Origin of the sequence: Desulfovibrio ferrophilus (assembly GCF_003966735.1) — a bacterium.
GTDB classification, from domain to species: domain Bacteria; phylum Desulfobacterota; class Desulfovibrionia; order Desulfovibrionales; family Desulfovibrionaceae; genus Desulfovibrio_Q; species Desulfovibrio_Q ferrophilus.
Genome location: NZ_AP017378.1, coordinates 544,346 through 570,078 on the forward strand (window position 1 = coordinate 544,346; position 25,733 = coordinate 570,078).

Sequence of the window (25,733 nt, forward strand, 5' to 3'; positions counted from 1 at the left end):
TATCATGGCCTTCCATCAGGCTCAGGTACGGCGTGATGGTTGATGCCGCCATTGTTACGATCTGGGGGCTGCATGTTCTGTCGAGCTTTTTGACAGGCTCGCTTATCTCGATTTCTCTTCGCAGCCGAAGGCATACGAACAGTATGTGCACCGAGGTCCCGGCATGGCTTCAAAGCGCGAGCAGCTGAGCATGTGGCGAACGACAAAGCGCACCATGGCCGGGGCGTATTCGCACACCGCAGTCTCTCTGGTCTCTTCACCAACTTTGGGCCCGAATAGCGAACGTTCCTGGCCGTTGTCGCGTAGTTCAACCCAGGCTGCGTTGTGCGGGGCCGCGCCTTTGTCCTGAAGGAACAGCCAGGAATAGAGGGGAAGCTGGACACTGTTCAGCCGCTTAGCCAGCAGGGGCAACGGATCGGCGTCACCCGCCCGCCAAGCTAGAATTTCCTGCCAGAATTCAGTGTCTGACCACAGGGACTGGGCCGGTGGCATGACTGCCCCTGTCTTGTAATCCAGAATGACGTGTCCTTCGGGGCGCTGGTCAACCCGATCGAAAAATCCGTGCACCGTTAGCAGGGTGCCATCCATGTCCAGGTTCGCCTGATGGCGCTTTTCCAGAGCCAGAATGGTGGTGTCGCCCGATTCGTCGATGAATCTCGCCAGCCGTTGCCTTCCCGATGCCACAAGTCCACGGCGCATGTCATAGGGCATCTGGCGGAAGAATTCTTCATTTTCCAGCCGTTCCGAAAACAGGTCCTGGAGAGGGCGGGGGTCGAGGCTGGAGATGTCCATGCGCTGGTTCAGATACGGGTGGAAGAATTCGTTGAGTACCGCATGGACCAGTTGCCCCAATCCTGCGGGATCGCCAGCTTCACTGACTTCGTCGGGCTCGCGTAAAGGGGTCAGACGTTCATGGAAGAAACGCGCCGGACAGTGCAGATAGCTGTCCAGGAACGTGGCCGAAAGGTCGGTGGTCCGCAGGACGTGGTCCAGCTTGTTCTGGATGGTCTCTGTCTTGTCGATGCCATACTGCACTTCGGGAATGCCTGCCACAGGAAGGGTGATGGATGTCAGCAGCTTGCCATCCGGTTGGACGACCTGGCCTCTTCGTTTTTCCTCGTCCCAGAGAAGTTGCTCCACGAATCGGCTGCGTACGGCCTTGCCCGCACCCGGGCCTGCTCCATCCGCACCGGATTGGTAGAAGATGCAGGCTTCGTCAGCGCCAGCGATGAGGCGGTGGAAATTGTAGGCTGCCACCAGACTGCGGTGTCGTCCATCAGGCAGGCCCAACAGACTGCGCAACGGATCAGGCAACAACGGATCGTAGGCGGGAGTGCCGGGGAGTTTGTCCTCGGTGGCGTCCAGCACCATGACCCGCGAAAAACGCAGCAGGCGCGATTCCAGCATCCCCATCACCTGCAGACCGGTGAGGGGTTCGGCCTCAAAGGGCACGCGTTCGGCTTCGAGCAATTGGCGCAAAATGGAAAAGAGTACCGAACGGCCATACCTGTCGTGGCTGATGCTGCTGTCAGTAATAGCAGGGACCACGGCGGAGGACAGGCGGAACAGGCACTCTGCGTCAATGGGGAAACGGTGCCAGTTTTCCACTCCATGCTCGGGGACCAGCGTCCGGGCCAGTGTGAGCAGGGCCTGACCCAGTTCTGCCAAAGTGCTGGCGCTCTCGAAAGCGTCAAGGCAACCATTAAGGACGCTGCGCACGGCTTCCATGGCGTGCTCCGGGGAAACTCCCGGCGGCAAAGCTCCTTCGGGCAGGGATTCCCAATCCGGTTCCCATTCGCGTGGATCCAGATATTTTCCGCCACGGCGGACAAAGCGTTCCAGCTCGCGCAACATGCCCCGCACGGGCACTCCGGGCAGTGGTTCCAGCATTTTGACGTAGGGATGGCGGATCAGGGCGATGACCTCACGCCAGTAGTAGCGGCCCGGTTCGGCGGCGGTTTCCTGAAGCCGCAGCACCGTCTCGATGAGTCGGAACAGGCTTGAGCGGGAGAGAGGATAACCCATTGAAATATTGACATCTTTCTCGGGCAAATGATGGAGTACGGGCATCAGGCAGGACGTGTCGGGGATGACCACAGCGGTGTCCGAGCGCTCAGAGACGTCCAACTCGTCCGAGAGTCGTGAGAGTTGGGAGTGCAGGTCGAAGCCTTCGAAAAATCGCAGAGTCGGCCGTCGGGTGCCCATATCTGGCCCGAAGTGTTGTATCTCCGTATCCCACAAGCGTAACCAGCGGACATGCTCGGCGCAGGCCCAGTGGGTCTGTGCAGGCCGCTCGGCCAGAGCCGGGTCCGTGTGCAGGATGATCTCCGCCCCTTGCTGCCATAAGGCTTTGAAAATGGCTTCCTCTGCACCGGTCAGAGCATAGAAACCAACGATGAAGACTGTGCGTTGCTGCTCCTGCGTAGCGGCCTTGTCGGCGTGCGTCATGACTGCGCGGGCATCAAGTCCGGGGGTGGTCCATCCTCTCTCTGCCAGGGCTGCTTCGTATCCGGCGCTGATGTCGCCCAATTGTTCCAGCAGGGCAGCAGGGAGTTCCTGCACCTCACTGGTCATGTGGCTCAGGTTGGCAGGGGTGATTCCGTGCCGCGCCAGTTCTTCCATAAGGTCAGCCAGCAGCCGCCCCCACGGGAAGAAATGTTCACGCTCCAGAGGTAGATTACCCAGCAGACCCCGACCTTCACGCCGGAGATTTTCGACAACACCGTACAGCAGACCGGCACGGTCCAAAGGTCCAGCAGTGATCAGGGGACGAGGATCAATAATTCGCCGCAGGCCGGGCAGCCATTCATTGACGGAGACCATGTTCGGCAGGAATAGGGGTTTGGAAAAACGCGGGTCGCGGCCCAGACGTTCCATGAGGTGGCGGCGTGGTCGCTGGTGCGGGAAGATGACCAACGTGTCGCGCATGTCGCCACCCGTGCGTTCCAGAAGCAGGTCGATCAGGGCTCCGATGCAGTCGCTACGCCAGTCGATGAGGGTGAAGGGCGTAGTCATGACTCATCCTCCACATCCAATTCAGTGAGCATTAGATATTCATGCTTGAGCAGCAACTCGGCGAAGATTCCGTTGCCGGGGATCAATGCGCCGCTGAATGAACCGTCATAGATCTGAGTGTAACCGCAGGATGGGGAGCGGGACTTGAGAATGGCATGGGTGGCGCCGAACAATTGCGATAGGCGGAGGGCCTCGGCAGCACCGCGGGTAAAGGCTTCCGTCAGGTTCTGGCCTTCTGTGTTCATTACGCGTCCCTGTTGCAGTTCACAGCAGGCTCGTGGGGTGGGAAGCCCTCCCAGTTGTTCCGGGCACACGGGCAGGGCGCGCCCCTGGCGCAGGAGTTCCAGAACAGTCTCAACGGGCGTGGATTGTCCGTCGTAGCGGCAGTTCACCCCGGCCAGACAGGCGCTGACGAGGTAGCGCTTGTTATTCTTCAGGGGATTGTCGGTCATGGCCGTACCTCTGTAAGGCTTCGTTGGTCCAGATAGACGATGACGGCGCGCATGGTTGGAGCCACATTGTCCATGGCAGCCAGAAGCTTCATGTAGCGCCGGACCTGATCCCTGTGCGCCGGATCCGGGGTGCCGGTCTTGTATTCCACGACGATGGTCTCGTCCGGGTCCAGCACCAGCAGGTCGGGGCGATGTTCGTTGCCCTCGGCATCCAGGATGGGACACTCGGGCAATCCGCGTTTCACCCAGCCTTGGAAATTGGGAAGCTCAACGGCCCAGCGGAGTATGCCTTCCACTTCGGCCTGGATGGTTGACCGGGATTCGTCGCCCGGGGGCAGGATATCGGCATGGGTGCTGATGGCAGCGCGAACAGCCTGTGTGGTGTCGGCGATGCCGGATGAGCCCAGCCGGTCCATGGCATCGTGAATCAGTGTGCCACGTGCGCGGGCGTCATAGGTGGGGCCACCGCCCAGCAGGGCGTCCAGAGGGGCATCCAGTGCAAAATGACGGTGAATTTTCAGGCGGGGCAGCCAGGACATGGGTGCCTCGGGTTCGCCGCTGATCGCTGGATCGGAGGGGGCGAGGCTGGCTTCGGTACTGTCCTGATCGCCTTGTGCGAGGGCCTTGTCGCTGGCTTCGGGGCGTTGACCGTGTTCATAGACTGGATGGCTCCCGCTTTCGTCAAAGGGATGATGGGCCAGCAGAATTTCCAGGGCCTTTACAAAGGGGCGGATTTTGGTGCGGGAGCTACCGGTCAGCAGGGCATAGAGCTCTTCTTCCGGGCGGGTCCAGGCCACGTACAGCAGGTTCAGCTGCTCCAGCAGGGTGCGTGAGGCCAGCTCCCAGTATGTGTCGTCCATTTCCTTGCATGGGGGAGCCAGTAGGCGCATGCCCTGAAATTCAAAGGGCACAGGGGCGTCGCCGGTGCTGAATCGCCAGTGATGGAAGGGTACGACCACCACCGGGAACTGCAGGCCTTTGGATTGGTGCATGGTCATGATTCGCACGGCGTCTACCGTGTCGGGCAGAGGTACCTTTTCCTCTCCACCGCTGGCGTCCCAGTATTCCAGGAAAGCGGCGATGGACTGCCGCCCGACTTGTTCGGCGGCGTGCACCACCTCCATGAAGCGGCGCACGAAGGCTGCGTCCTGCGGATGGCGCTCCAGCACGCCGAAGTCGGCTACGGCCTCGGTGACCATGTCGTATGGCGTCATGAAACCGGCTTTTTTCACGTAGCGAGAGACGAAGCGCGCTGAAATTTCGGGGAAATCCTTCTGGAACTTTGGGTAGAGGGAGCCACGATCCCTCTCTGCCAGCCAGTTGGTGAGATCATCTTTGGCGATTCCGGCGCGGCTCAGGAAGATTTCATCGCCGGACAGGAATTCCCATAGAGCCAGGTCGTCCAGCGGATAGTCAAGAAAACGGAGCAGAGCCGTCAACTGTCGCACCAGCGGATGTTCGGCAAGGCGCAGGCTGTTTTCGGTGATGACGGGGATGCCCCAATCAATGAGCCAGCTTGCCACCAGTGCGGCCTCGCTGTTGGAACGCACCAGTACGGCCATATCCGCCGGGCGTCGGCGGGTGGTCAAATCCTCGAACAGGGATTGCATCTCTCGGCGGACGGCCTCCATCAGGTCATCCTTTGTCTCGGCCTCGATACGGGACAGGCGCACATAGCCAGTGGCCTTGTAGGTCTTGTTCGGGATTTTTTGAGCGGCTCCGGCAAAAGCGGTCTCTATGGCTGTACCCAGTTGGTGCATGGCCGGTTCGGGCGCATTGCCCAGCATGGCCTCGGCCATGGCAAAAGCCGTATCCGGCTCTTCCAATGGGCCAAAGAGGGCATTGTTGAACTGGATGATTTCCGGTCGGCTGCGCCAGTTATGGGGCAGGGTGCTTGTCTGGACCGAGGTCATGGCGGTCAGCGAGGGCTGGGTCATGACCTCGTCGAAAAGTCGTGCGTCGCCGCCTCGCCAGCCGTAGATGGCCTGTTTGACATCGCCGACAAGGAAGGTCCCCCCCCCTTGGACAGGCATTCCTCGGCCAGGGGACTCATGGCTCCCCATTGGTCACGGCTGGTATCCTGAAATTCGTCCACCAGCATATAGCGCAGGCGGGCACCCATGCGGCAGAAGGCATCAGGTACGCCGAATTCCCCGGCCAGCAGGCCACAGGCAATGCCGGGGCAGATGGCAGAGAGCAGGACATTACGCTCGCGCATGACCCGGATGGTTTCGGCAGCAACAAGGTCCGCCAGACGGATGAAGCCTGACCAATTGCGGGCGCTCTCCAGCAGTTTGCGGCCACGCCGGTATTCCTCATGGGCCATTTGCAGGTTGGCATAGGCCAGTTCCTGTTGCGATCCCACGGCCCCCAGTGACGATTTGTTTACGCAGGCTTCAAAGGTGTCCTTCTCGATCATGGTCGAGGTGGGAACAGGGTCGTGTTCGCCGTGGGTCAGGCACTTGTCCAGGAAGTTGAGGAAATGCTTTTTGACGTTCAACCCTTCAAGCACCGGAGGGAAGGCTTGAGCCGCGATCAGGAAATCCTGGCGCAGCGGGGCGATGGACCGGTGCAGAAGTTCGGGGTCGGTAATGTATTCGGTTCTGTCCGTCAGTCGGAAACGCAACAGTTCCAGCAGGCGTGTGCGAAACCCGTTGCCGGGCATGAAGCCGGGGCGGTTTTCCAGGCGCAACATGGTGGAGAGTGCTGTCTCCAACAGTTGGCGTTCCTCGCCATCAGCGGCTTCGGCGCGCAGGGCTATGCTGTCGAAGGCTTCGTCGAACAGTTCCGCCGGATCGAAGAGCATTTCGAAGTCCGGGGCTACGCCTACTTCCAGTGCGAAAATGCGCATGATCAGTGTCAGCAGGCTATCGATGGTCCGGATATTCAACTGATGGTAATGTCGGAGGATACGCTCCAGCCACAGGGCTGCGACCTCCGGCTGACAGGCTGTAGCCGGGCCATCTGTATTGCCCAGTGCACGGTCCTTGAGGGAGCCGATGACACGCTCCTTCATTTCCGCAGCTGCCTTGTTGGTGAAGGTTACGGCCAGGATTTCGGGCCAACCGTAGTCTTCGGTGCTGGCCTGCCCGCAGACTGCGGGAAGTGTGCCGGAACTGGAACCCAGAAGGAGTCCCAAAAAGCGTGCTGTGAGCGCGTATGTTTTGCCGGAACCGGCGGAAGCCTTGACTTGTTCGAGCATGATTGAGCCGGGGCTGAAATGTTATGGAAGTGATCGTGTTTTTATGACGCGGGTGATTCGATTACGAACCGCCTCTTCGGGAACGCTGAGGTAGTGCTGGTGCCGGGCCACCATTGGCCTTGCGTCCATCCCAGACGATGAGCCCCACGGCGCCAAGAATCAGCAGGCTGCCCATGTAGCCCGACGCCGTGAAGCGCTCACCCCACCAGGCATAGGCCGTGACTGCTGCCACAAGGGGTTCGATGGTTGCCACCACCGAGGCTCGCGTGGCCTCGATGTGTTTGAGCCCTGCAAAGTACGCCGTGTACGCCCCCCAGGTGGAGAGCATCGCCACTGTGACGATGGCCAGCCAGGCTTCAGGTGTCTTGTGGTGGAACTCCACAAAGGGAAACAGCACGATGGCCCCCAGCGGCAGGCTGTACAGGAAAAGTTGTGGCGTACTGTATTTGGGCTGCAGGCGTTTCCCGAAAATATAATACATGGCGTAGGTTACGCCCGATAGAATTCCGAAAACAAGGGCTTTCATCGTGACCGTACTGTCCGCGCCGAGCACTCCGCTGACGGCTGCTACGCCAGCCAGGGTGGCGGCTACTGCGGCCAGTTTAGCGGCGCTCATGCGTTCGCCCAGAAAGCCCCAGGCCATGAGTGCCACCCAGGCCGGGGCTGTATACATCAGTACAGATGCCAGGGCCGCGCCGCCTGATTCGATGGCCAATTGGTAGAACCCGTAAAAAGCAGCGATGCACAGCAGGCCGAACCCGGCAACCATGGGTCGGTCAGCGGTATCAATGTGGGTATTGCCCTGGCGCAGAGCCTGAAAGCAGAATGGGATGAACGGGATGATGCAGCGCCAGAAGGCAACTTCCAGGGGGTCAATCCCTTGGGAAAAGGCATAGCGGGCAACCGGGCCCAGCGAGCCCCACATCATTGCTGCGAGGAGGACGAAAACATATCCGCGGGCGGCCATGGAGTTTCCTTGTGCGGGTTAAAGAACAACCCGCAGAGTGTGGCCGCAAGCGGTGCGAAAATCAACCGCAAAAGGTGATGGTTATTGCTCCTTTTTCTTTCCGCCAAAGATATCCTGAATGCCGGTGCCTATTCCCTTGAGCAGGTCCTTGCCAACGTTTCCGGCACCCTTGCCGAGATTGACGGGCACATTGATGATTCCCTTTGCCGTTTCTTCCAGGAAAGCCACGGTGTCCAGAGATATGGAGGGATCCGTCCAGTTTCCCCTGATGGTCACGGGGATTTTGGGCAGGGCAGTGATATCCACCGTGGCGCGATAGTCGATTTGCTTATTGGGCAGGTCCACAAGTCCTGAGCCTACGGCACCCAGTCCGTCGGCAGCCAGGGCTGTGTCGCTGGTACTGACAATACCATTCTTGATGGAGAAACTGGCGGTGATGTCCTTGTATGGTTGCTGTTTCTTGATCTTGGCTTCGCGGCCTTGAGGGTCGGTTTCCTTGGCTTTCTTGAGTACGGATTCCGGCAGGATTTGGAAGCCCTTGAAGACTCCGTCGTGCAAGGCCACCTTGGCATTTCCGTTCAGGGTTTTGGATAGGGTTTTCCAGTCTTCCCCGATGCTCGAAAGTGTCAACGAAAGATTGGTTACACCGGTGACCTTTTCTTCGCCGATCAGATCTTTCAGGAAGCCACCCAGCATGAAGTTGGAGAGTCCCAGATCCAGGTTCGTCTTTGTTGTATTGCTTCGCATGTCTGCGCTGATATTAGTGTCGATGGCCCCACCGTAAAGTGCTGCTGAGAACGGAGTGATGCGGATCAGACCATCCTTGGCTTTGATGGTGACGCTGGTGTCGGTCAGGCGCAGGTTGTAAATGACAAGACTGCCGACCTTGAGGGTGCCGTCCATATCCAGGGCGCGTAACTCTTCCTTGGGGAGGCCGCTGGACTTGGCCTTGCCTGTGTCTGCTTTCTGCTTCTTGGTTTGGTCCGGAGCCTCTTTCTTGTCGTTTTCCGCGGTTTTTTTCTTTTGCTCAGGGGGCAGGTAGCGGTCCACGTTCAGGGTGTCGGCCTTCAGGTCGAACTGCACCGTGGGCTTGTCGAAATTGAAGACGCTGGCCGACCCGGAAAGAGAGGTCTCGTCCAGTTTCATGTCCAGGTGCTTGACCGTGACTGAGTTGGTGGTGGCGGTGGCCTCAATGGAGCCCGAGGCCTGCTGTAGGGCTGCTGGATCGGTGGTTTCAACGGCTGGCAGGTCCAGGGCCTGCATGATTTTCTTGGGGTTGAATTCCTCAAAATTCAATGTGGTTCGGACTACGGGTTCTGTGTCAAACTGTTCGACCTGCAGGTCTCCATTGAGTTTCATGCCCATGGCTTCCAGACGCAGGCCAAGGACTTTCAATGAGCTCGTGTTCAGATCGATGAGGATGTCGCCAGCGAGGCTGGCATCCACGTGTTCGCCCGGAAGTGGTTTTCCGTCTGCGGCGAGTTTCAGGATGACATCACGCAGTGATGGCGTGGTGAAATCCTTGCTCAGGTCAGCCTCAGCGGTAACGCTTAGGTTGCCACTGACAGGGGGTTCGGCAGCTTCCGCATTGGTGGAAAAACTGAACGTGAAGGATTGGCCCAAAGCCATGGGGCCTGTGGTGAGGTTCATTTTGGACAGGCTGGCGCGTTGTCCGTTTCCGGCATCGCTCCAGGTCAGGTTGGCATCGGAAATTTCAACGCTTCCCACTGCCAGGCCTGCCAGTCCCAGGTTCGTCGCCTTATCCATGTCCGATGGAGGGGAGGAAGGAGTCTGGGAACTGTTGGTTTTGGCTGGGGCTGAACTATTCGTCAGGTCATCCCAGTTGCTGATGCCTTGCTTGTTGCGCTCCAGATTCAGGCTCAGCCCTTCGATATTCAGGGTTTTGACCTGGATATCCTTGGAGAGCAAAGGCAGTAGTCTGACCTTGACGTTCGTTCGTTTGATTTCGGCAAAGGGAGTGTCCCCGAACCCGGGGGCATTGGAAAGGGAAATGGGGCCAAGTTCCATGCCCAGCCAGGGGAAGACGGAGATGCCCACGTCTCCCTTGAAGACTAATTGGCGGCCTGTTTGGCTCCGGACGAGATCAGATAATTCGCTCTTGATGCGTTCCGTGTCTACCACGGAATAGAGAACTGCCCCGGTTGCCACGACAAGCACCACGGCGACACCTGCCAGTATGGCAGAGATTTTGACGATTTTTTTCATGAAGCCCTCTCGGTATCACTTTGTTCGGCTGAAGATACAAACCGTAGCAAAGACATGTTACCCCCGTTTCAGGGGGCTTTCAACCAGGAAGGGCGTAAGAGATGTCAACTACTCCAGCGAGACTTCCACGGTGAAGGTGCCACCGGGGGTGCTGAAGGGGATGGCAAGGATGGGGTCTTTGGTCATGTGGGAAATGGAATGGTTTTGGCCCATGACCACGGTGGGAATGCCTGCCTCCATGGTTAAGCCGTCCTGTTGCAATCCGCGCCTGGCCTGACCGGAAATCATGTTGGTCAGTTCGCCAACGGCATCACGGATGTCACCGTCCATTTCCGTAAGCTTTTCGCCGAGCATGTTGCTGACCACGGACAGGGCGCAGTCACGGGTAAAGGTCACGGATATGGTGCCGTCGCGGTCACCGGACATGCTGATTACACCGGTGACGTCCCCATGGGCTGTCGTGTCCTTTTTGACAAAGGGTTTGCCGGGGGTAACCTCGATCATTGCCATGGTCGAGATCACGTTCTGGACAGCATCGAGAAAGGGGCGAACGATTTTTGCGTCTTCTTTGACGTTCATGGGGCGCGGTTCCTTGTGTTCCAGATTCAGTGAGTGAGGCAGAAGATAAAGATAGCAATCCTTCTCTGCTCAATCAACATGAAACAGCGTCAAGGCCCATTATTCGGGCCTAAGCACCGGTATTTCCACGGGGACTTTTCCATTTGGAATGAACCGGCCATACAGCGATTCGGTGATGGCAATGATTGACGCCGGAACACTGGAATAGGCTGCAAGCCATGCTGTTACATGTGGTGCCGCGAGGATGTCGTAAGGCGTATCAAGACTGACCATGACAGTGTGTCCGGCAAGGGGGGAATTACCCAGAGCCGTCAAAAGGTCCCCTTGTCCGGCGTTTCTGCGGGCGCGGGAAGTCAGGACAACCACCGTGTCAAAGGTGGTTGCAGCTTGGAGGGCCAGGGCGATGTGCTCGGGACCGGGGTCCTTGGGCAGAGCCATGAATTGGAGTCCCTCGGGTCTGTCGATATTTCTGAAAAAGGGAGTCTTGGCATTGGGCCAGAGGACCAGAACGCTGCTTTCGGTCGGCAGTGGCAACTGGCTTTCTGTATTGCGGAGCAGGGTCAATCCTGCTTTGGCAATGCGAAGAGCTTCAGCCTTCTGGGAAGGGGTGCCCGTGAACTGTCCGGCAACGGCGGGGTCGGGTAATGTTGGCGAGAGAACGCCGAAGCGTTCCTTGATCTTCAGGATTCGCAGGACCGAAGCATTCAGGCGTTGCATGGTGATTTCGCCGCTTTGGACCGCATTCTGAAGTCTTTCCCAGGCGGGGATGAAGTCTTGCGGAGTGTGACCCTTGTCGGCACCAAAGAGCAATACGTCCGCCCCGGCCTTGAAGGCGTTCAGGGCTGCCTCTGCAGCGCCGTAACGTTCTGTAATGGCCCCCATGCTCATGGAATCCGTGATGATCAAGCCCTCGAAGCCCCATTCGTTACGCAACAGCTCCGTCAGGATACGTCGGGACATCGTGGCGGGTCGCCCTGAGGCTGGCTCCAATGCAGGGACTTCGACATGTGCTGTCATGATGGCGGGCACACCGGCTCGAATGGCGGCCTTGAACGGAGGGAGTTCCACCGTTTCCAGGCGCTGGCGAGAGTGGGGGATGGTCGGCAGTTGAAGATGGGAGTCATACCCCGTGTCTCCGTGTCCGGGAAAATGCTTGGCCACGGGGATGACGCCTGCCTTGAGATATGTCTCGATGGCCTTCGCACCGAAGCGCTCCACATCCAGCGTCTGTCCGCTGTAGGAACGTACACCGATGATGGGGTTTGCGGGGTTGGAGTTGACGTCCACCGATGGGGCGAAATTCATGTTCACCCCAACGGCTTTGAGTTGGGCCGCCGTGATGTGGGCCGCGAGTCCTGCCAAGGCCGGATCCCCAGAAGCTCCTGCCGTCATGTTGGACGGGGGGACGGCGAATCCCTTGCGTAATCGGGCTACAGGTCCGCCTTCCTGATCTATGGAAATGAACAACCCCGGTTGCCCGGTAGCCAGCGCATGGCGCTGGGCATCGACTGTGAGCTTGGCTATTTGGCGCGGGCTGCGCACATTGCCCGAAATGGAATAGAGGACCACGCCTCCTATATGGCGTTGGTCAATGAACGCTTTCAGCTCAGGGCCGAGGTCTTTGCCCGTGAAGAAGACGGTGAACAGTTGTCCTATCTTCTGTTCCAGAGACATGGACTCAAGTCGATCGGCAACGGCATCCATGGCTATGGCAGTTGACGCGCAGGCCAGGATCAGAATCGTCAGTATCAGGGCGGGTAGTCTTTTTCGCATGCACAGGAGCCTAGGCAGATGAGCCGTGAAGTCAACGAAAAAGCAGAGGAAAGAGTCTGCTGCTTGTGAATTGTCTCGCTCTGCTTGTTTTCTCTGTATGATGGCGTGCAGTATCTGTTGGTTCGATTGTTTTGTGTTGTTTAGATTGATATTGATGATTTTGAATGAGGAGTTGGCTTGTGGTTGTTATTGTAGATATTTAAAGAGTTGGACTGCTCTAGAATAGGATAAAAGGAGATGTTTTTGGTTGGAATATTAGGTATAGATTGGAGCATCCAGGAGGGGCCTTATGCGGCTGGTGATTTTGCTCATGGTTGGAATCATTGCGATGTGTCCTGCGTTGGGAGATGCGGAGACACGCTTGGTCATTGCAGGAACCGGGGATGGCCAAGAAGTTTTCGAGCACCTGGCGCGTGAGTACCAGCGTCTTCATCCTCAGGTCCGGGTACTTGTTCCACCCACCATTGATAGCAGCGGGGGCATACGGGCCACTGCCTCCGGGCAATGTGATATTGGTCGTGTGGCTCGTCCACTCAAGGAAGAAGAGAAGCGTTTTGGTTTGGAGTTCAAACTGCTGGCCTATATTCCGGTTGTGATTGCCACACATCCGGATGTGCCTCTTCGCTCCATTACTCCGGAACAGATCGTTTCAGTGTTCAGCGGAGCAACCACGGACTGGAAGCAGTTGGGGGCTGGAACTGGAAAGATTTATCTGGTGCAGCGGGAAGAAGGTGACGCCGTCAGGATAGTGTTGTGCAAAGCCATCAAAGCGCTGCGCCATCGGACACTTCCGGGGTACATTGCCTATTCTGCCGAGGATGCGGTGGAATCCATTCTCATGAATCCAGGCACAATTGGTTATGTCAGTCTCAACGTCGCAGAGAGTGTCGGCTTGAACGTGCTGTCTGTTGGCGAGGTCCGGCCCGATGCAGAGACCATCGCTTCGGGGCATTACCCGTTGGCGTTGCCGATTGGATTTGTCTGGCGTCCGGATGTTGATGATCGGATTCGTCGTTATCTGGACTATGCCTATGGCCCCGAGGGGCACACAACTCTGCGAGCACTTGGTGTGCTTCCGGCTCACCCTTAGCTGACGGTTGGCTCAAGTGGCGTCACTCAAGAATAAATTTTTCTTTTCAAGCGTGCTGACCGCTGTGGTCGTGGCTGCTGCGCTTGGGACTTTCTCCAGTGCTTTGATGATCAGGTATTTAGAGAGCAATCAGGCTCTGGTTGTCGATGGCCTGATCGAACGTGTTGGAGAAAACATGGTGCTTCGCCATCGCATGAAGGTCCAAGCCTTTGAGCGTGTCGTGCATAGTGATGCCGTGCAGGAGTATGGAAGAACATTCCGTGAGCATCTGGTTGTAGAGGTCTTTACCCATAATCTCGATGAGTTCAAGCATGTTTCCTACCTCGATGAACAGGGGGCCGAGGAAATCAGGGTCCCAAGGAGTGCTGATGAACTTCAGTACTACGGCAGCAGGATCTTTTTCAGGGAAGGCATGCGGGACAAGGGCAAGGTCGGCACCCTGCCGGTTTCCGACGAAATGGGCTCCGGCCAGTATGATATTTGCTATTATGTGGCGAGTTACGATTATTTTGACCGCTTTGCCGGGTTCCTGTGTGCCAATGCGCCGATGTCCGACTTTCTGGGGGAGGTGCAGAGCATGGGCCTACCTTTGCCCGGGTATCTGACTGTTCTTTCCACCGAAGGGCTTCCATTGGCCAACCTCCTCTTGGGTGGAGCCTCCAGGCTTTCTGGTACCATTAGGGAGTCCATGTTCTCGCTGAATGTGAGCGAATCGCGTAAACTTTTCGATCTGCCCGAAGGAGTTGCCCGGGCTTCACTGGTGGATATCGAAGGCGAGCGGTTTGTCCTGTTTAAGAAGGCTCTGCCGGAGTTGAATTGGAATCTCCTGCTCTGGATTCCACATTCAGAGTTCATGAAACCTGCTGCCGAGATTCGGAACTATGCCTTGTTTGTGGCCCTGTTTTCATTACTTGTGGTGATGGCTTGGGGCCATTTTATTTCTGGTCGTTTTGATCGTCAGCTCCAGAGCCTTGTTTCTGCAATGGGGGCCGCGGCCAAGGGCGATTTCACCAGCCGCGCGGAGTTGGCCTCAAAGGATGAATTGGGAATGCTGGCCTCCAGCTACAATTCCATGCTGGATAAAATCCAAGGCTATGAAAGAGATCTTGTAGCGGTGAACAAGTATCTGGGGAATCTGATTGCGGAAATGAGCGACGGGCTGATTGCCTTGGGACCGGATTTGAGGATTGAAATGGTCAATAAGGCCGCGTGCAGGTTGCTGGGGGCTGAGGAATCGGAGCTCTATGGTCGTAATGTCTGTCAGGTCCTTGCTGCCTTCAGTGGATGCGGACGGGAGACCATCGTCCGGGAAGGGTGGTTCCGACAGGATTTTCATGGCCTCGAGTTGAAATCCGCTCCTTCGGGTACTGATCCGACCTGGCTGTCAATCTCCGGAGCACGTCTGACTGATGAATCATCAGGCTTGGCCGGGTTTATTTGTCTGGCTCAGGATATTACCCCTCGCAAGCAGTCCGAAAAAGCACTCCGTCTTGATGCTGAACGGTTCAGAAATATGGCCGATAAGCTGCCCACACCAATTCTGGAAGTAGGTGAGGGATTGGAGATCGGTTACGCCAATAAGAGTGCCGTGAGGATATTCAATCTGCCCGCCAGGGTGCAGAGGGAACGGTTGACGGTGGATTTTTTGGCTTGCCCTGAAGACAAGGATCGTTTCAGGCAAACCCTCCGCTCTGCTGTAGAGGGTGAGTCCTTTGGACCATTGGAAGTAGGGATGCAGGCTTTGAGTGGAGGAAAACTGACTTGCTTGGTGAATGGTGTCCCCTTAAGTGGTGAGCATGGCAAGGGAGTGCGGATTTCCTCGCAGGATATCAGCGAGCGAAAGCAGGAAGAGCGTGAAGTGTTGCTGGCCAAGGAGGCAGCCGAGGCCGCGAACAAGAGCAAGGGTGAGTTTTTGGCGAATATGAGCCACGAACTGCGAACCCCCTTGAATGGCATTTTCGGGATGCTTCAGTTGATGCAGATGACGTCGCTCGATGAAGAGCAGCAGGAGTATATCCGTACGGCACTGTCCACGGGCAGGAGTCTGTTGACCCTCATCAACGATGTGCTCGATTTCTCGAAACTGGAGGCAGGAGCTCAGGGGCTCGTGGAGAGTTCATTCGATCTGAGGCGGACTGTTTCTCAGGTTCTGGATAATTTTCGTGTTCCGGCAGACGAGAAGGGGCTGCTCCTGGCTGCGGTTTTCCATGCAGATGTGCCCCGCTACATCGTTGCAGACGAAAGCCGGTTCAGGCAGGTCTTGTTCAACCTTGTGGGCAATGCCGTGAAGTTCACCGAGTCCGGTAAGGTGGAGGTCAATGTCAGTCCCTTACCTGGAGTGACGATCTCCGCCAAGGTCACTATTTTACTGTCTGTGACAGATACTGGTATCGGGATTCCCGAGTCGCAAATAGAGAACATCTTCGAGGCCTTCACCCAAGTGGATGGGGCTCACGCCCGCCGTTACAAGGGCACCGGGCTGGGGCTGGGCATTGTTCGGCGCCTGATGGAACTCATGGCTGGGGAGATTTCCGTGGAGAGCACGGAAGGGGAAGGGACAACCGTCTACTTGACCCTGCCCGTTGCCGTGGGCAAGGAACCATCGTCAGCGGATGAGGTTGTCTTTGGGTTGGATAAGTCCTCCAAGCCGATGCGAATCCTGGTTGCCGAGGATGATGCCGTCAATCGATTTACGGTTGAACATTTTCTGAGCAAGATGGGCCATCGCATCACCTGTGTGGATCATGGCGAGGCCGCAATCAAGGCGTTGACAGATGGCCAATTTGATTGCGTGTTGCTGGATATCCAGATGCCGGGAACTGATGGCCTGGAAGTGACTCGGCTCATTCGCTCCGGCAAGGCTGGAATCCGCAGTACCATTCCGATCATTGCCATGTCGGCCCATGCCATGAGTGGCGACCGGGAACGGATTCTGGAGTCCGGTGTTGATGGTTATGTGCCCAAGCCCATGTCTCTGGATACTCTGGAGTTGGCGCTGCAACAGGTGATGGAATAAGGTTATTCACCGATGATTTTCACCAGCACCCGTTTTTTTCGACGTCCATCGAATTCACCGTAGAAAATGCGCTCCCATGTTCCGAAATCCAGCTGTCCGTCCGTGATGGCGACCACGACTTCCCGCCCCATTATCTGACGTTTCATATGTGCATCTGCATTGTCTTCATAACCGTTGTGTCGGTACTGGGAGACAGGTTCGTGCGGAGCAAGTTTTTCCAGCCAGACCTCGTAGTCATGATGCAGACCGGATTCATCGTCGTTGATGAAGACACTGGCCGTAATGTGCATGGCGTTGATCAGACATAAGCCTTCGCTGATTCCTGATTCATCCAGGCAGCTCTGAACTTCCGGGGTAATATTGATTAAGGCCCGGCGGGTGGGAACTTCGAACCAAAGTTCCTTGCGGTATGATTTCATGGTTGCTCCGTGCTGTTTCAGGTTGGGGCATCCTACCTGGGCTTGGAGTCTTCGCCAAGAGGTCTTGGCGCTGTCTTCAATTCATCGATGGGCTATGCTAGTGTTTGGGCTCTGTCTGTTGTGATTGCAGTATTGATGGTTGGGAGGGGCAATATGAGCGATGATGAACGTCGGCATCAGGATCGGGTTGCATTGGACCCACCCGGATTGGCTGTTTTACGTGTCGGTGGCAATGGGGATGAGATCTCCGACACTGTCCCCACCTTCGTGGATGTACTCAATGTCAGCCCGGGAGGGGTGATGGTTGAGGCGGAACACGGCGTTCCTGACCCGCAGCAGTGTATATTGCAGTTCTTTGATAATCAGCTCCAGGATTGGCGCGCCAGACCCTGTAGCCGGGTCTGGGAAGCTGAGGCAGATACTGATGATTCGCGGCTATGGGGCATGGCTTTCAAAGGATTTGATGAGTTGAATGCGCGCCTGTCCCTGCCGCCGGAGGATATTGATTTTCTGATGCGGATGAGTCTGCTCGGGAGTGTCCCTCGAAAGGCCACGTGTCGGTTGCTCAACTGTCTGGTGAGGAAACGGTTTGCTGACGGGGAAACCCTCGTGCGTCAGGGTGAGGCTGGCGATAGTCTGTTTGTCCTCCAATATGGAGATTGCCAGGTCGAAGTGATCAAGGATGGCGTGGTGCATGGTCTGGCCATGTTGCACCCCGGGGATGTGGTCGGTGAGATGGCCGTGTTGACGGGGGAACCTCGTACAGCCAGTGCTGTTGCCCAAGGGGATGTGACGGCTTGGCGGTTGGCTCGGTCCGATTTCGACAGATTGGCCAAGGAACAGCCTGATCTGTTGATATTCTTGACAGAATTGGTGGCCAACCGCTTCGAATCATCGCAGATTATTGCTGACCGGACTGTGGCCAAGTACGTGATCCGACATCAGTTGGGAAAGGGCGAGTGGAGTATCGTCTACCGTGGGGTGCATCAGGCTCTGGACATGCCGGTTGCCATCAAAATGATGCGTCATGACATGGCCATGAATCATGCTTTTTTGCGAACCTTCCGGCAGGAAGCCAATACCATCGCGAAGCTTCGTCATCAGAATATCGTGCAGGTCTTCGATATCGAGGAACTCTACCGCACGGTGTTCATCATTATGGAATCCTTGCAGGGATTTTCTCTTAGGGATGTGTTGGAGCGGACCGGACGAATCCCGGCAGAACGCGCTGCGGCGATGTTAGTCCAGATTTGTTCCGGTCTGGCTTATGCCCATGAACAGGGGGTTGTGCATCGCGATATCAAGCCCGCCAATGTCTTTGTTCAGGACGGTGACCGGATCAAGATTCTTGATTTTGGGCTGGCCTGCACTCCTGCTGATGAAGGATTGGGGATTTTGGGGACACCCTTGTACGCCGCCCCGGAGCAGGTTGGTGGGTGCGCCACCGATCATCTGGCGGATATGTATTCCACCGGTATCATGGCCTACGAAATGGTCATCGGGCAGCGGCCCTATCCTGAGCGCAGCCGTTCGGAACTCATGCAGTTGCATCGCAATCAGGATATCCCCGATCCCTTGTTGTCCGTACCCGAGTTACCTGAGCCTTTGCGTGAGTTCATTGTCACCTGTTGCCGCAGGGACCCGAGTGAGCGTTTCAGCGATATGGAACAGGCCAGGGCATTACTGACCCCGTTGCTGAACGGAAAGGATCTTTGCACCCGGCGCAAGATGTCCTCATTGTATCTGTTCTATCCCGAAGAGGTACAGGGTGGCGTCAACGAACTCATGGAGGAACTCTCGGTCCGGGCCAAGGCCATGGGGGTGGAGTTGAGAACTGCCGAGATCAAGGATGTCTGATTCGAGGATGAATCTGGAAGCCTTTGGGCTCAGCCGTGTGGGACGGGTCAGGTCCAATAACGAGGACAGGTTTCTGGTGCGCCACGTTGGGCGCGGTGTATTGCTTGCTGTGGCCGATGGTATTGGCGGGCAATACGGTGGAGCCAGGGCTGCTGGGTTTGCCATCCAGAGTTTTCGGGAGTTCGACGCGGAGGCTGCTCCTGAGTTGGCCTTGAATCGTTGCATGACGAAAGCCAATGAATCAATTTATCTGCATCGGGTGGAGAACCCTCGATTGAGGCACATGGGGACAACGTTGACGGCTGTGTATGCCGACCCGTTTCGGGCCGTGTACATCCATGCTGGCGATAGCCGGTTTTATCTCCTTCGAGATGCGACTTCGACCTTGGTGACTCGGGATCACAGTACCTTGAGGACCATGATCGAAACGGGTGACGTGACTGCCGCCATGGCCAGAATGCACCTGGAGAGGGATTCCCTGGAGCAATGTCTCGGGTGTCCCGACCTGGAGCCGGACAGGGGGGAGTTGCGACTTGATGCGGGGGATGTTCTGCTGGTGTGTACTGATGGTCTCTATCGTGAAGTGGCTGACGACACCATGACACGAACGCTTGTGGGAGGGGTTCCCCTGCGTCTGGCAATATTGGAGCTGGCTGCAACGGCGCTGGCTTCTGGCGCACGTGACAACTTCACCATGGTCTCCGCTCGCATCTGATCCATTTTCTTTTGTCCTCTATTCGATATCTGGTGTATTGTCTGTGATGATTTTGGCCTTTTTGGGAATACAGCCAGAAGTCATTTCATTGTGATAGCGGTGGTTGTGAGATTTTATGACCGGGAGGACTGTTATGCAGGACGTCATTCGTTGGGATCATTTTCTGATTGCAGAGCACGAACTGATTGAGCGCGCCATGGCGGTGCTCAAGGCGAATCTGGAGTTGGTGGAACAGGCCGGGCATGATTCTTTGCAGCTCAAGCGTGCCCTGGATTTTCTGCTGGAGTTCGGGGACAGGATTCATAACGTGAAGGAAGAGCAGTTTTTGTTCCCCAAAATGCAGGAACGCGGTATTCCGGTGGAGGGCGGCCCGCTTGGAGTGATGCTTATGGAGCATGAGGCCGAGCGTGAGTTGCTCGGCAGAATGGCGGCATCCGTGGATGGATTGAAGGGGGTGGCTCCAGAGGCCCGACGGACGTTTGTGCAGGAAGGATTGGATTACCTGAAGGTCAGGGCCGAGCATATCTGGAAGGAAAATGATGTTCTCTATCCCATGGGGCGTAAAGTCCTCAGTGAAGCTGACGCAGATGTGCTGCTGGAGAGTTTTTTGGCGTTGGATGTCCAGGTCTACGGGGAAGGTGCTCAGGAGAATTATGCGGCCATGGTCGCCGAAATCGAGGATGAGAAGGTCCGAAAGTCCCTGGTTGCCGGCCTGTCCATTGAGCAACTGCATGGCATTATGGAAACTCTGCCTTTTGAAGTGACCTTTGTGGATGCCAAGGACACCGTCGCCTATTTCAATAGACTGGACAAACCAAAGATTTTTCCGCGTACTCGTTCCGTCATCGGACGCAAGGTCGAGAAATGTCACCCTGGTAAAAGTGTGGGCACCGTGCGTGAGATTGTGCAGGGATTCAAGGACGGCACGCGTGACAAGGCGGAATTCTGGATCGATATGGGTGGAATGAAGGTCATGATCCGCTATTTCCCGGTGCATGATGAAGAGGGCAGGTATATGGGCGTTTTGGAAGTGACTCAGGACATTGCCCCGATACAGGCCATCGAGGGCCAGAAACGACTGCTTGATTAGTACTTGCGGTCTGAAGGTCAGTAAAGCCCCGCGTCATTGGATGTGGGGCTTTTTCGTGTGGGACCGTTTGTTGGGAATTAGAACTTGGGTGAGGGATCGTTGGGTTTGCTAGGTGGAGACATTACGGCGGGCCTGGGTCAGAGACTTGCCCGGCAGGAAGGAGTTGCGCAGGAAGCGCGGGTGGAAAAACATCAGGGGATTGCGCAATACGGCATCCGGTAGCAGATGATACCAGCGATAGCCCATGGTTCTGAACAGGTTCTGCGCACGCTGACCAAGCCCTGTTTCGTGGGCGGCTTGCATTGCGGCGTCGCGCTGGCAGCGGGAACCAGCCACAAGCAGGAAGATGCGTCGGTTCCAACCCCGACTGGAGAGCATGTGCTTGATGCGTCGATATTCACGGTATCTGGAGAACCCGTCCATGAGCGCGATGCCTGCCAACCCGAGCCAACCAATGGCTTTTATGCCGAGAATGGTGGTCCAGGGACTGTCGGTGGGCTGCAGATCCAAGGCCCACATGGCGAGTGCAACTGCGATGGCAAGCGATGCAGACGCAGTGGCGTGCGGCAACGGTGAAGCGCGGAAGTAGCGGGCGGCCTTTGAATTGGCGAGGCGCGAAAGAGGGGTGCGTATCGTCTCAGGCATAGGATGTTCGTCTTTGGTCTTGAAGGCTGAGTTGGCAGCTTGGCCGCTGGCGGTGCAGATGTCAACTGCAGCGTAGTGTTCTGGCTGCAATTGGGCAGGAACTATAGATGTCCGGGAGGGATGAAAACTCCGGCATTACGGGGAAAAGGTTCCCGATCTGGGCCTGTGGCAATCTTCGAGATAACCGGCGGCGTTTGCGCTGGAGTTGCTTGACCCGCCAAAGAGCCTGACTCCCTATGGGGTCCTGGCTGAGGACCGGGGATGTTTCGGGCTGGGTCAGGAAATCGCCTACGGCGTCCAAGGTCAGCCCGAACATTTCTCCAAAATAGGATCGGGCACCTTTGCGCCTGAAGAGGCGGTGCGCCAGGTCGAGGGATCCTGTGTATTCGTGGGTGCCGCATAGGGCCAGGTGACTTTTCATCACCCTTTTCTTGACCAGGAAGGGCAATCGTGACGCGGCCATTGTGGTGCGCAGTGTCTGGTCAGTCTCCCGCTCCGGGCGTGAGAAGAGTGACACGGCCTGTCTATGATCCCACAGAACCATTCGATCGGCCTGCATCTCTGCATAGACGTGGCTGATCTTGCCGCCTCCGGGCATGAGCCCCATCATGTTGGGCACGTAGATATTGTGTGCAACCGTATCGGCCGCCAGATGAGCCAGATATCCATAGGCATAGGCTTTGGTGCGGTTCGTGTCCGCAGCGGCAAGCAGGCCCTGACCGATGCTCCAGTTGTGGCTGTGTCCCGGGCGCACTGTGCAGCCTTTACCAATGAAAATGTCGGCGGATAGGCAGCCGTACAGAAAGGCTCCGGGGTTGGCCGCCAGGAGGCGGGCAATCTCGGGGGCAATGCAATCCAGGCGTGCGAGGAAAAAGTTCCCTGCTGCCAAGTGGACCCCTGGGCCCCAGGCCCAGGCTTCGGTATCCGGCAACAGAATCATGACTGCTGTGACAAGCAGTGCGAGTGTCCATTTCATGGGGTAAAGTCTAGTCCTCCCTAGGCCTATGTCAACGCCTGAAACCGCAGTATTCAACGATGACCATGCAACGCGTTGGAAACCGGGAGGAAAAATATGGTGATTATAAGGAGAGTGGAACTCTGGCTTCCACACAAGCGCCCTGACCATTGGAAAGTTGGAGATGCCCATGGAGTTGATAGGTCACCAGATTGTTCATGAGCTTCAGACCGATCTCGTTATTGTAGGCTGGGTCGATCTCCGATGGGAATCCAGGGCCGTTGTCAGTGACTCGCAGGGTAAGGCCATTCCCCTGAGTTTGTTCGAGTTGGATTGTGATTGCTCCGGAGATGTCCCCTGAGGGGGCGTGCTTCAGGGCATTGGTGACAGCTTCGTTCAGAACAAGTCCCAGCGGGATGGCCGTGCCAATGGGCAGTTTGATTTCATCCAGGAGGTAAGTGAATTGGATTTCGTGGGCGTTGAACATGCTTTGCAGTTCGTTGCACAATGACTTGGCGTAGTCGTCAAAGCGTACGTTGCCCATGTCCCGACTCGTATAGAGTTGAGAATGAACCAGAGACATGCTGCGTAGCTTGGCTTGAATATCCCGAAAGGCTTCGCGAGTTTGATTACCGGTGACGTTGCGCGCTGCAATGTCCACAAGACTGTTGACCACCTGAAGGTTGTTTTTCACCCGGTGATGCAGTTCTTGGAGCAGGATATGTTTTTCATCCAGAGCCTTGGTCATGTTTTCTTCTGCCAGTTTGCGCAGGGTGATGTCCGAGGCTGCTCCAACGACCTCGATGACATCATTGGTGGAAGAACAACGGACCGGCTTGGCAACATAATGAAGATGGCGGAGTTGGCCGGTTTTGGTGATGATTCGGCATTCGAATTCGACGGGATTTCCTCTGATTACATGTCGGGCATGATCTTTGACCCTGGGAAGATCCTCGGGGTGCAGGAACAGGTGCCATTGCTCGGATGTCGGAATTTCATCCAGGCTATAGCCCACGATATCTTCGAAAGGTCCTTCAAGCCAACTTAGCTTGAGCAGGTCGTTTGGGTGAACTGTGGCGGTGAAGGCAAAGTCCGAAGTCATGGTCGTGACCGTGCGATAACGTTTTTCCAGTTGGGCGAGATTGGCTTCATTTTGCTCGAGTTCCGTGAGCAGAGGCAACCATTTGATGGCTCCCCAGGCAATGAGACTAAGTCCGCCAAGATAGCAGACTACTTTTTCCATGAAAGCCTGAGCCGGGGTATCACCGATTAGAACCCATCGATTAAGCTGGGGATAATTGTCCGTGATATCGAATAAGGTGCCCAGAAAGACCAGCCACATGCCAGCCATGAGCAGTTTCCAATTGGGTCTGGTTATTTCCGCACGCTGTTTATTGGCCGTTGCCAGTGTGATGCAGATCAGAAACATCAATATGGAACGAAGGATTTCGAGGAGAATGTCGGTCATGTTTGGTCGGTCCAGAAATACGGGGTGTTCTTACAATCAGGATCTGATTGATTTGTGTTGTTGCGATAGCAATGATTGCCGAATACTGGCTCGTATCAAGATCAACGGCTGATGGGAATAGCTGATACCGTGATCTCGGAACCATTGGATGCTGTGTCATAACTCAGGCTGATGGCATAGCGCTGTGGCGGTCCCGCGAGATCCAGCACAACCCGTAGGCGTTTTTCATCAGCATGCAGGAAGGTCCGGATGCGGCGAATGATGTCCCCCCGCCAGTGGGCAGATAGGCTTCGTCCCAGCCGTTGATCCCTGGAAAGTCAAGGATGATCCGTGGGCGGTCGCCTCCCAGGACTTCGGATTTAGGCCAGACGAATTTGCCTCCGGGAAGCCGGATGAAGGCCATCTCCTCGCTGCCGAAAGCCACCAGACGGACGCCGTGATCTCGCTCCTGCCCCAGAGCCGGGAGAGCGGTGGTGGCGAGAAACATGACGCAGACAAGTGTCAGCAGGAGGCGACGGAACATCGTGTTTCCTTCTCCTTGATTTTCTGGGTCCCGTTCCGTGGCCGGTGGAATGGGAGCTTTATGTCTCTCAAGCTTGCGTTGGCGGGAAGATTGGCCTTTTATCGTTCAAAATCAGAGCCGCCAAAGCGGGTGGCACGAACAAAGGAAGTTTTGCCCGGTTCGTACCCCGGTGTGTCACCACCTCCGTGGTGGTAGGCACAGACAAAGGAGTTGTTTTCTGTTTCCGCCCAGCCCGAATAGCCATAATCACACCAGGCCGCTCGTGGGTCCGCGGCCAGTTCCAGCACCTGCTCTCTGACTCGGGCGTCGGGCTGGCCCAAGGCTGATTCCCAATCCCATACATACGTTTTTTGAGTGTCAGGCTCAATATTCATTTGCCGGATTTGTTGCCACTTGCTGGTTCCTTCCCCCGAGGGGTTGGCCCCTACCAGTATCATCCGTCGGCGGACGTGTGCTGCCGGTAAATTCAGCGTGGCGCGTTGTTCATCGTTGACCAATACCTCCAGGCATCCCCGGTTGTATTCCAGACGGATCGTATTGAATTGGTCGTGGGGAAGCGGGATGGATAAATCCCGGGGAACATCTTCTGCGCCTTCGTGCTCCTCTGGTGGTAGCAAGGGGGACATGGCCGTTTCAGTAATCTGCCAGGCGATCCCCAGGCGCATCAGCCCTCCAGCGCCTGTTGCTTTGACCCTGGCTTCAAGGGTGGCCCGGGCCTGGATAGGGTTGGTCAGTGGGTACAGCGCGTAGATGGGGCGAGAGTGGTCGGATGTTTTGAGCAACAGCCCTTCGGTGGTCAATTCTGGCTCAGGGCCATGCTGCACCGATGAGTGGACAGCAAAACCTTCCAGATCAGCTATATCTCCCAACCACGCGACCGTTCCTCCGGCAGGTCCCCGATTACGATATGTCACGAGGAGTCGCTTGTCCCGGGTCAGTCCCAAGGTGGGGCGATGCCCGATCAGCATACTCGCTTCAGGAGCACTCCATGTCCTGCCGTCGTCGCTGGAGAAGGTGAAATACATCGGCTCGAAGACCTGACTGTTTTCCCGTAATAGCGCCAGGATGCGCCCATCCGGGAGCCGGGTCATGGACGCTTCGCATAAGACGAGGTTGGGGTCACCACCGAGGGTCGCAATTTTTTCCCAGTTCGCTCCGTGGTCCTGTGAGCGGAAGACCCCTTGTGTTGCCGGTTTCTGCCCGGCGATGGGATTGTGCTCTCCCTCGTGACGATGGGCTGTGCTGAGCCAGGAACCATCGGGAAGGGCCATGACTCGGTCCGGGATGCCATAGGGCATCCCGGCATGTTTGCCCTCCGTCCAGGTCCGGCCCTGATCATGACTGCGGTAGAGCAGGCGGGCGGCATCGTCGATGAGGATCAGTTCCTTGGCTCTTGGCTGGCTGAACCGGGGACAATGGCCCTGAGTCGGATGCAGTTGCTGTGGTGGAGTCCAGCTTGCTCCACCGTCCATGCTGCGCGAGAGCAGGAGTCGCCGCCTGTTGGGGACATGCTCGTCAGCCTCGCGGTATGCACACAGCAGTTCGCCGTCGGGCGTGCGCCAAAGATCGGGGAAACTCAGATAGTGGCCTTCGCGGCGGTCGATAATGGTGTGGCGTGCGGCATCGGAAGTGAGTGAGTGCATCTGGTCACCAGTAGGCAAGAAGTGTTGTGTGTATAGCACGGGGGGCTGTGAGCGTGGGCAGCCTGATTCGATTGCCTGCACAGAGATCTGAATGTGCC

The 25,733-nt window shown here is 56.6% G+C and carries 19 protein-coding genes; 5 read left to right on the forward strand and 14 right to left on the reverse strand.

The window, feature by feature from the left end; all coding sequences use genetic code 11:
* Positions 1–102: 102 nt before the first annotated feature.
* The 8 genes from EL361_RS02505 to EL361_RS02540 form a co-directional block, all read right to left on the reverse strand.
* Complete coding sequence (locus tag EL361_RS02505; protein WP_126376279.1) at positions 103–3,015, reverse strand: PD-(D/E)XK nuclease family protein; 2,913 nt, start codon at positions 3,013–3,015, stop codon at positions 103–105.
* Positions 3,012–3,467, reverse strand: coding sequence for a 2-thiouracil desulfurase family protein (locus EL361_RS02510; protein WP_126376282.1), 456 nt, complete (start codon positions 3,465–3,467; stop codon positions 3,012–3,014). Before EL361_RS02510 ends, EL361_RS02505 begins: the two co-directional genes overlap by 4 nt.
* Positions 3,464–5,500: a UvrD-helicase domain-containing protein gene (locus EL361_RS02515; RefSeq protein ID WP_172961816.1), complete on the reverse strand. Its 2,037-nt coding sequence runs from the start codon at positions 5,498–5,500 to the stop codon at positions 3,464–3,466. Before EL361_RS02515 ends, EL361_RS02510 begins: the two co-directional genes overlap by 4 nt.
* Entirely contained in the window at positions 5,401–6,669 is a 1,269-nt protein-coding gene (locus EL361_RS02520; protein WP_126376287.1) for a UvrD-helicase domain-containing protein, read from the reverse strand. The genes EL361_RS02515 and EL361_RS02520 overlap by 100 nt, the downstream gene beginning before the upstream one ends.
* Positions 6,670–6,730: 61 nt before the next feature.
* Entirely contained in the window at positions 6,731–7,636 is a 906-nt protein-coding gene (locus tag EL361_RS02525; RefSeq protein ID WP_126376290.1) for a DMT family transporter, read from the reverse strand.
* An 81-nt stretch (positions 7,637–7,717) separates the two neighbouring features.
* Complete coding sequence (locus EL361_RS02530; RefSeq protein WP_126376293.1) at positions 7,718–9,862, reverse strand: AsmA family protein; 2,145 nt, start codon at positions 9,860–9,862, stop codon at positions 7,718–7,720.
* A gap of 108 nt (positions 9,863–9,970) precedes the next feature.
* Positions 9,971–10,441 carry a chemotaxis protein CheX gene (locus EL361_RS02535; RefSeq protein WP_126376296.1) on the reverse strand — a complete coding sequence of 157 codons (471 nt, stop codon included), beginning with the start codon at positions 10,439–10,441 and terminating at the stop codon, positions 9,971–9,973.
* A 99-nt stretch (positions 10,442–10,540) separates the two neighbouring features.
* Positions 10,541–12,214: a glycoside hydrolase family 3 protein gene (locus EL361_RS02540; RefSeq protein ID WP_126376301.1), complete on the reverse strand. Its 1,674-nt coding sequence runs from the start codon at positions 12,212–12,214 to the stop codon at positions 10,541–10,543.
* Between the two features lie 289 nt (positions 12,215–12,503).
* On the opposite strand from EL361_RS02540, the gene EL361_RS02545 reads away from it, so the two are divergent.
* Together EL361_RS02545 and EL361_RS02550 are read left to right on the forward strand one after the other, a co-directional pair.
* The gene (locus EL361_RS02545; protein WP_126376304.1) at positions 12,504–13,304 is read left to right on the forward strand and encodes a substrate-binding domain-containing protein; all 801 of its coding nucleotides are present in this window, start codon (positions 12,504–12,506) and stop codon (positions 13,302–13,304) included.
* A gap of 16 nt (positions 13,305–13,320) precedes the next feature.
* Positions 13,321–16,320, forward strand: a complete 3,000-nt coding sequence (locus tag EL361_RS02550; RefSeq protein ID WP_126376307.1) for an ATP-binding protein — start codon at positions 13,321–13,323, stop codon at positions 16,318–16,320.
* A 2-nt stretch (positions 16,321–16,322) separates the two neighbouring features.
* Here EL361_RS02550 and EL361_RS02555 read toward each other — a convergent pair whose 3' ends face one another.
* Entirely contained in the window at positions 16,323–16,739 is a 417-nt protein-coding gene (locus tag EL361_RS02555) for a secondary thiamine-phosphate synthase enzyme YjbQ (RefSeq protein WP_126376310.1), read from the reverse strand.
* Between the two features lie 153 nt (positions 16,740–16,892).
* Between EL361_RS02555 and EL361_RS02560 the strand changes: the two genes are divergently transcribed.
* From EL361_RS02560 to EL361_RS02570, 3 genes are all read left to right on the forward strand, one after another.
* Positions 16,893–18,596, forward strand: coding sequence for a protein kinase domain-containing protein (locus EL361_RS02560; RefSeq protein ID WP_172961599.1), 1,704 nt, complete (start codon positions 16,893–16,895; stop codon positions 18,594–18,596).
* Entirely contained in the window at positions 18,589–19,311 is a 723-nt protein-coding gene (locus EL361_RS02565) for a PP2C family protein-serine/threonine phosphatase (RefSeq protein ID WP_126376317.1), read from the forward strand. The genes EL361_RS02560 and EL361_RS02565 overlap by 8 nt, the downstream gene beginning before the upstream one ends.
* Positions 19,312–19,444: 133 nt before the next feature.
* On the forward strand, positions 19,445–20,401 hold the full coding sequence (locus EL361_RS02570) for a PAS domain-containing protein (protein ID WP_172961600.1): 957 nt from the start codon (positions 19,445–19,447) through the stop codon (positions 20,399–20,401).
* A 108-nt stretch (positions 20,402–20,509) separates the two neighbouring features.
* Here EL361_RS02570 and EL361_RS02575 read toward each other — a convergent pair whose 3' ends face one another.
* From EL361_RS02575 to EL361_RS02595, 5 genes are all read right to left on the reverse strand, one after another.
* A complete protein-coding gene (locus EL361_RS02575) occupies positions 20,510–21,046 on the reverse strand; it encodes a hypothetical protein (protein WP_126376322.1) in 537 nt (178 codons plus the stop codon).
* A 61-nt stretch (positions 21,047–21,107) separates the two neighbouring features.
* Positions 21,108–22,022, reverse strand: coding sequence for a zinc dependent phospholipase C family protein (locus EL361_RS02580; protein WP_172961601.1), 915 nt, complete (start codon positions 22,020–22,022; stop codon positions 21,108–21,110).
* Positions 22,023–22,125: 103 nt separating this feature from the next.
* Complete coding sequence (locus tag EL361_RS02585; protein ID WP_126376327.1) at positions 22,126–23,469, reverse strand: sensor histidine kinase; 1,344 nt, start codon at positions 23,467–23,469, stop codon at positions 22,126–22,128.
* A 163-nt stretch (positions 23,470–23,632) separates the two neighbouring features.
* Positions 23,633–23,992 (reverse strand): hypothetical protein, encoded by a 360-nt coding sequence (locus tag EL361_RS02590; protein WP_126376330.1) that lies wholly within the window; start codon positions 23,990–23,992, stop codon positions 23,633–23,635.
* Between the two features lie 98 nt (positions 23,993–24,090).
* Positions 24,091–25,635, reverse strand: coding sequence for a sialidase family protein (locus EL361_RS02595; protein WP_126376332.1), 1,545 nt, complete (start codon positions 25,633–25,635; stop codon positions 24,091–24,093).
* Positions 25,636–25,733: the final 98 nt, after the last annotated feature.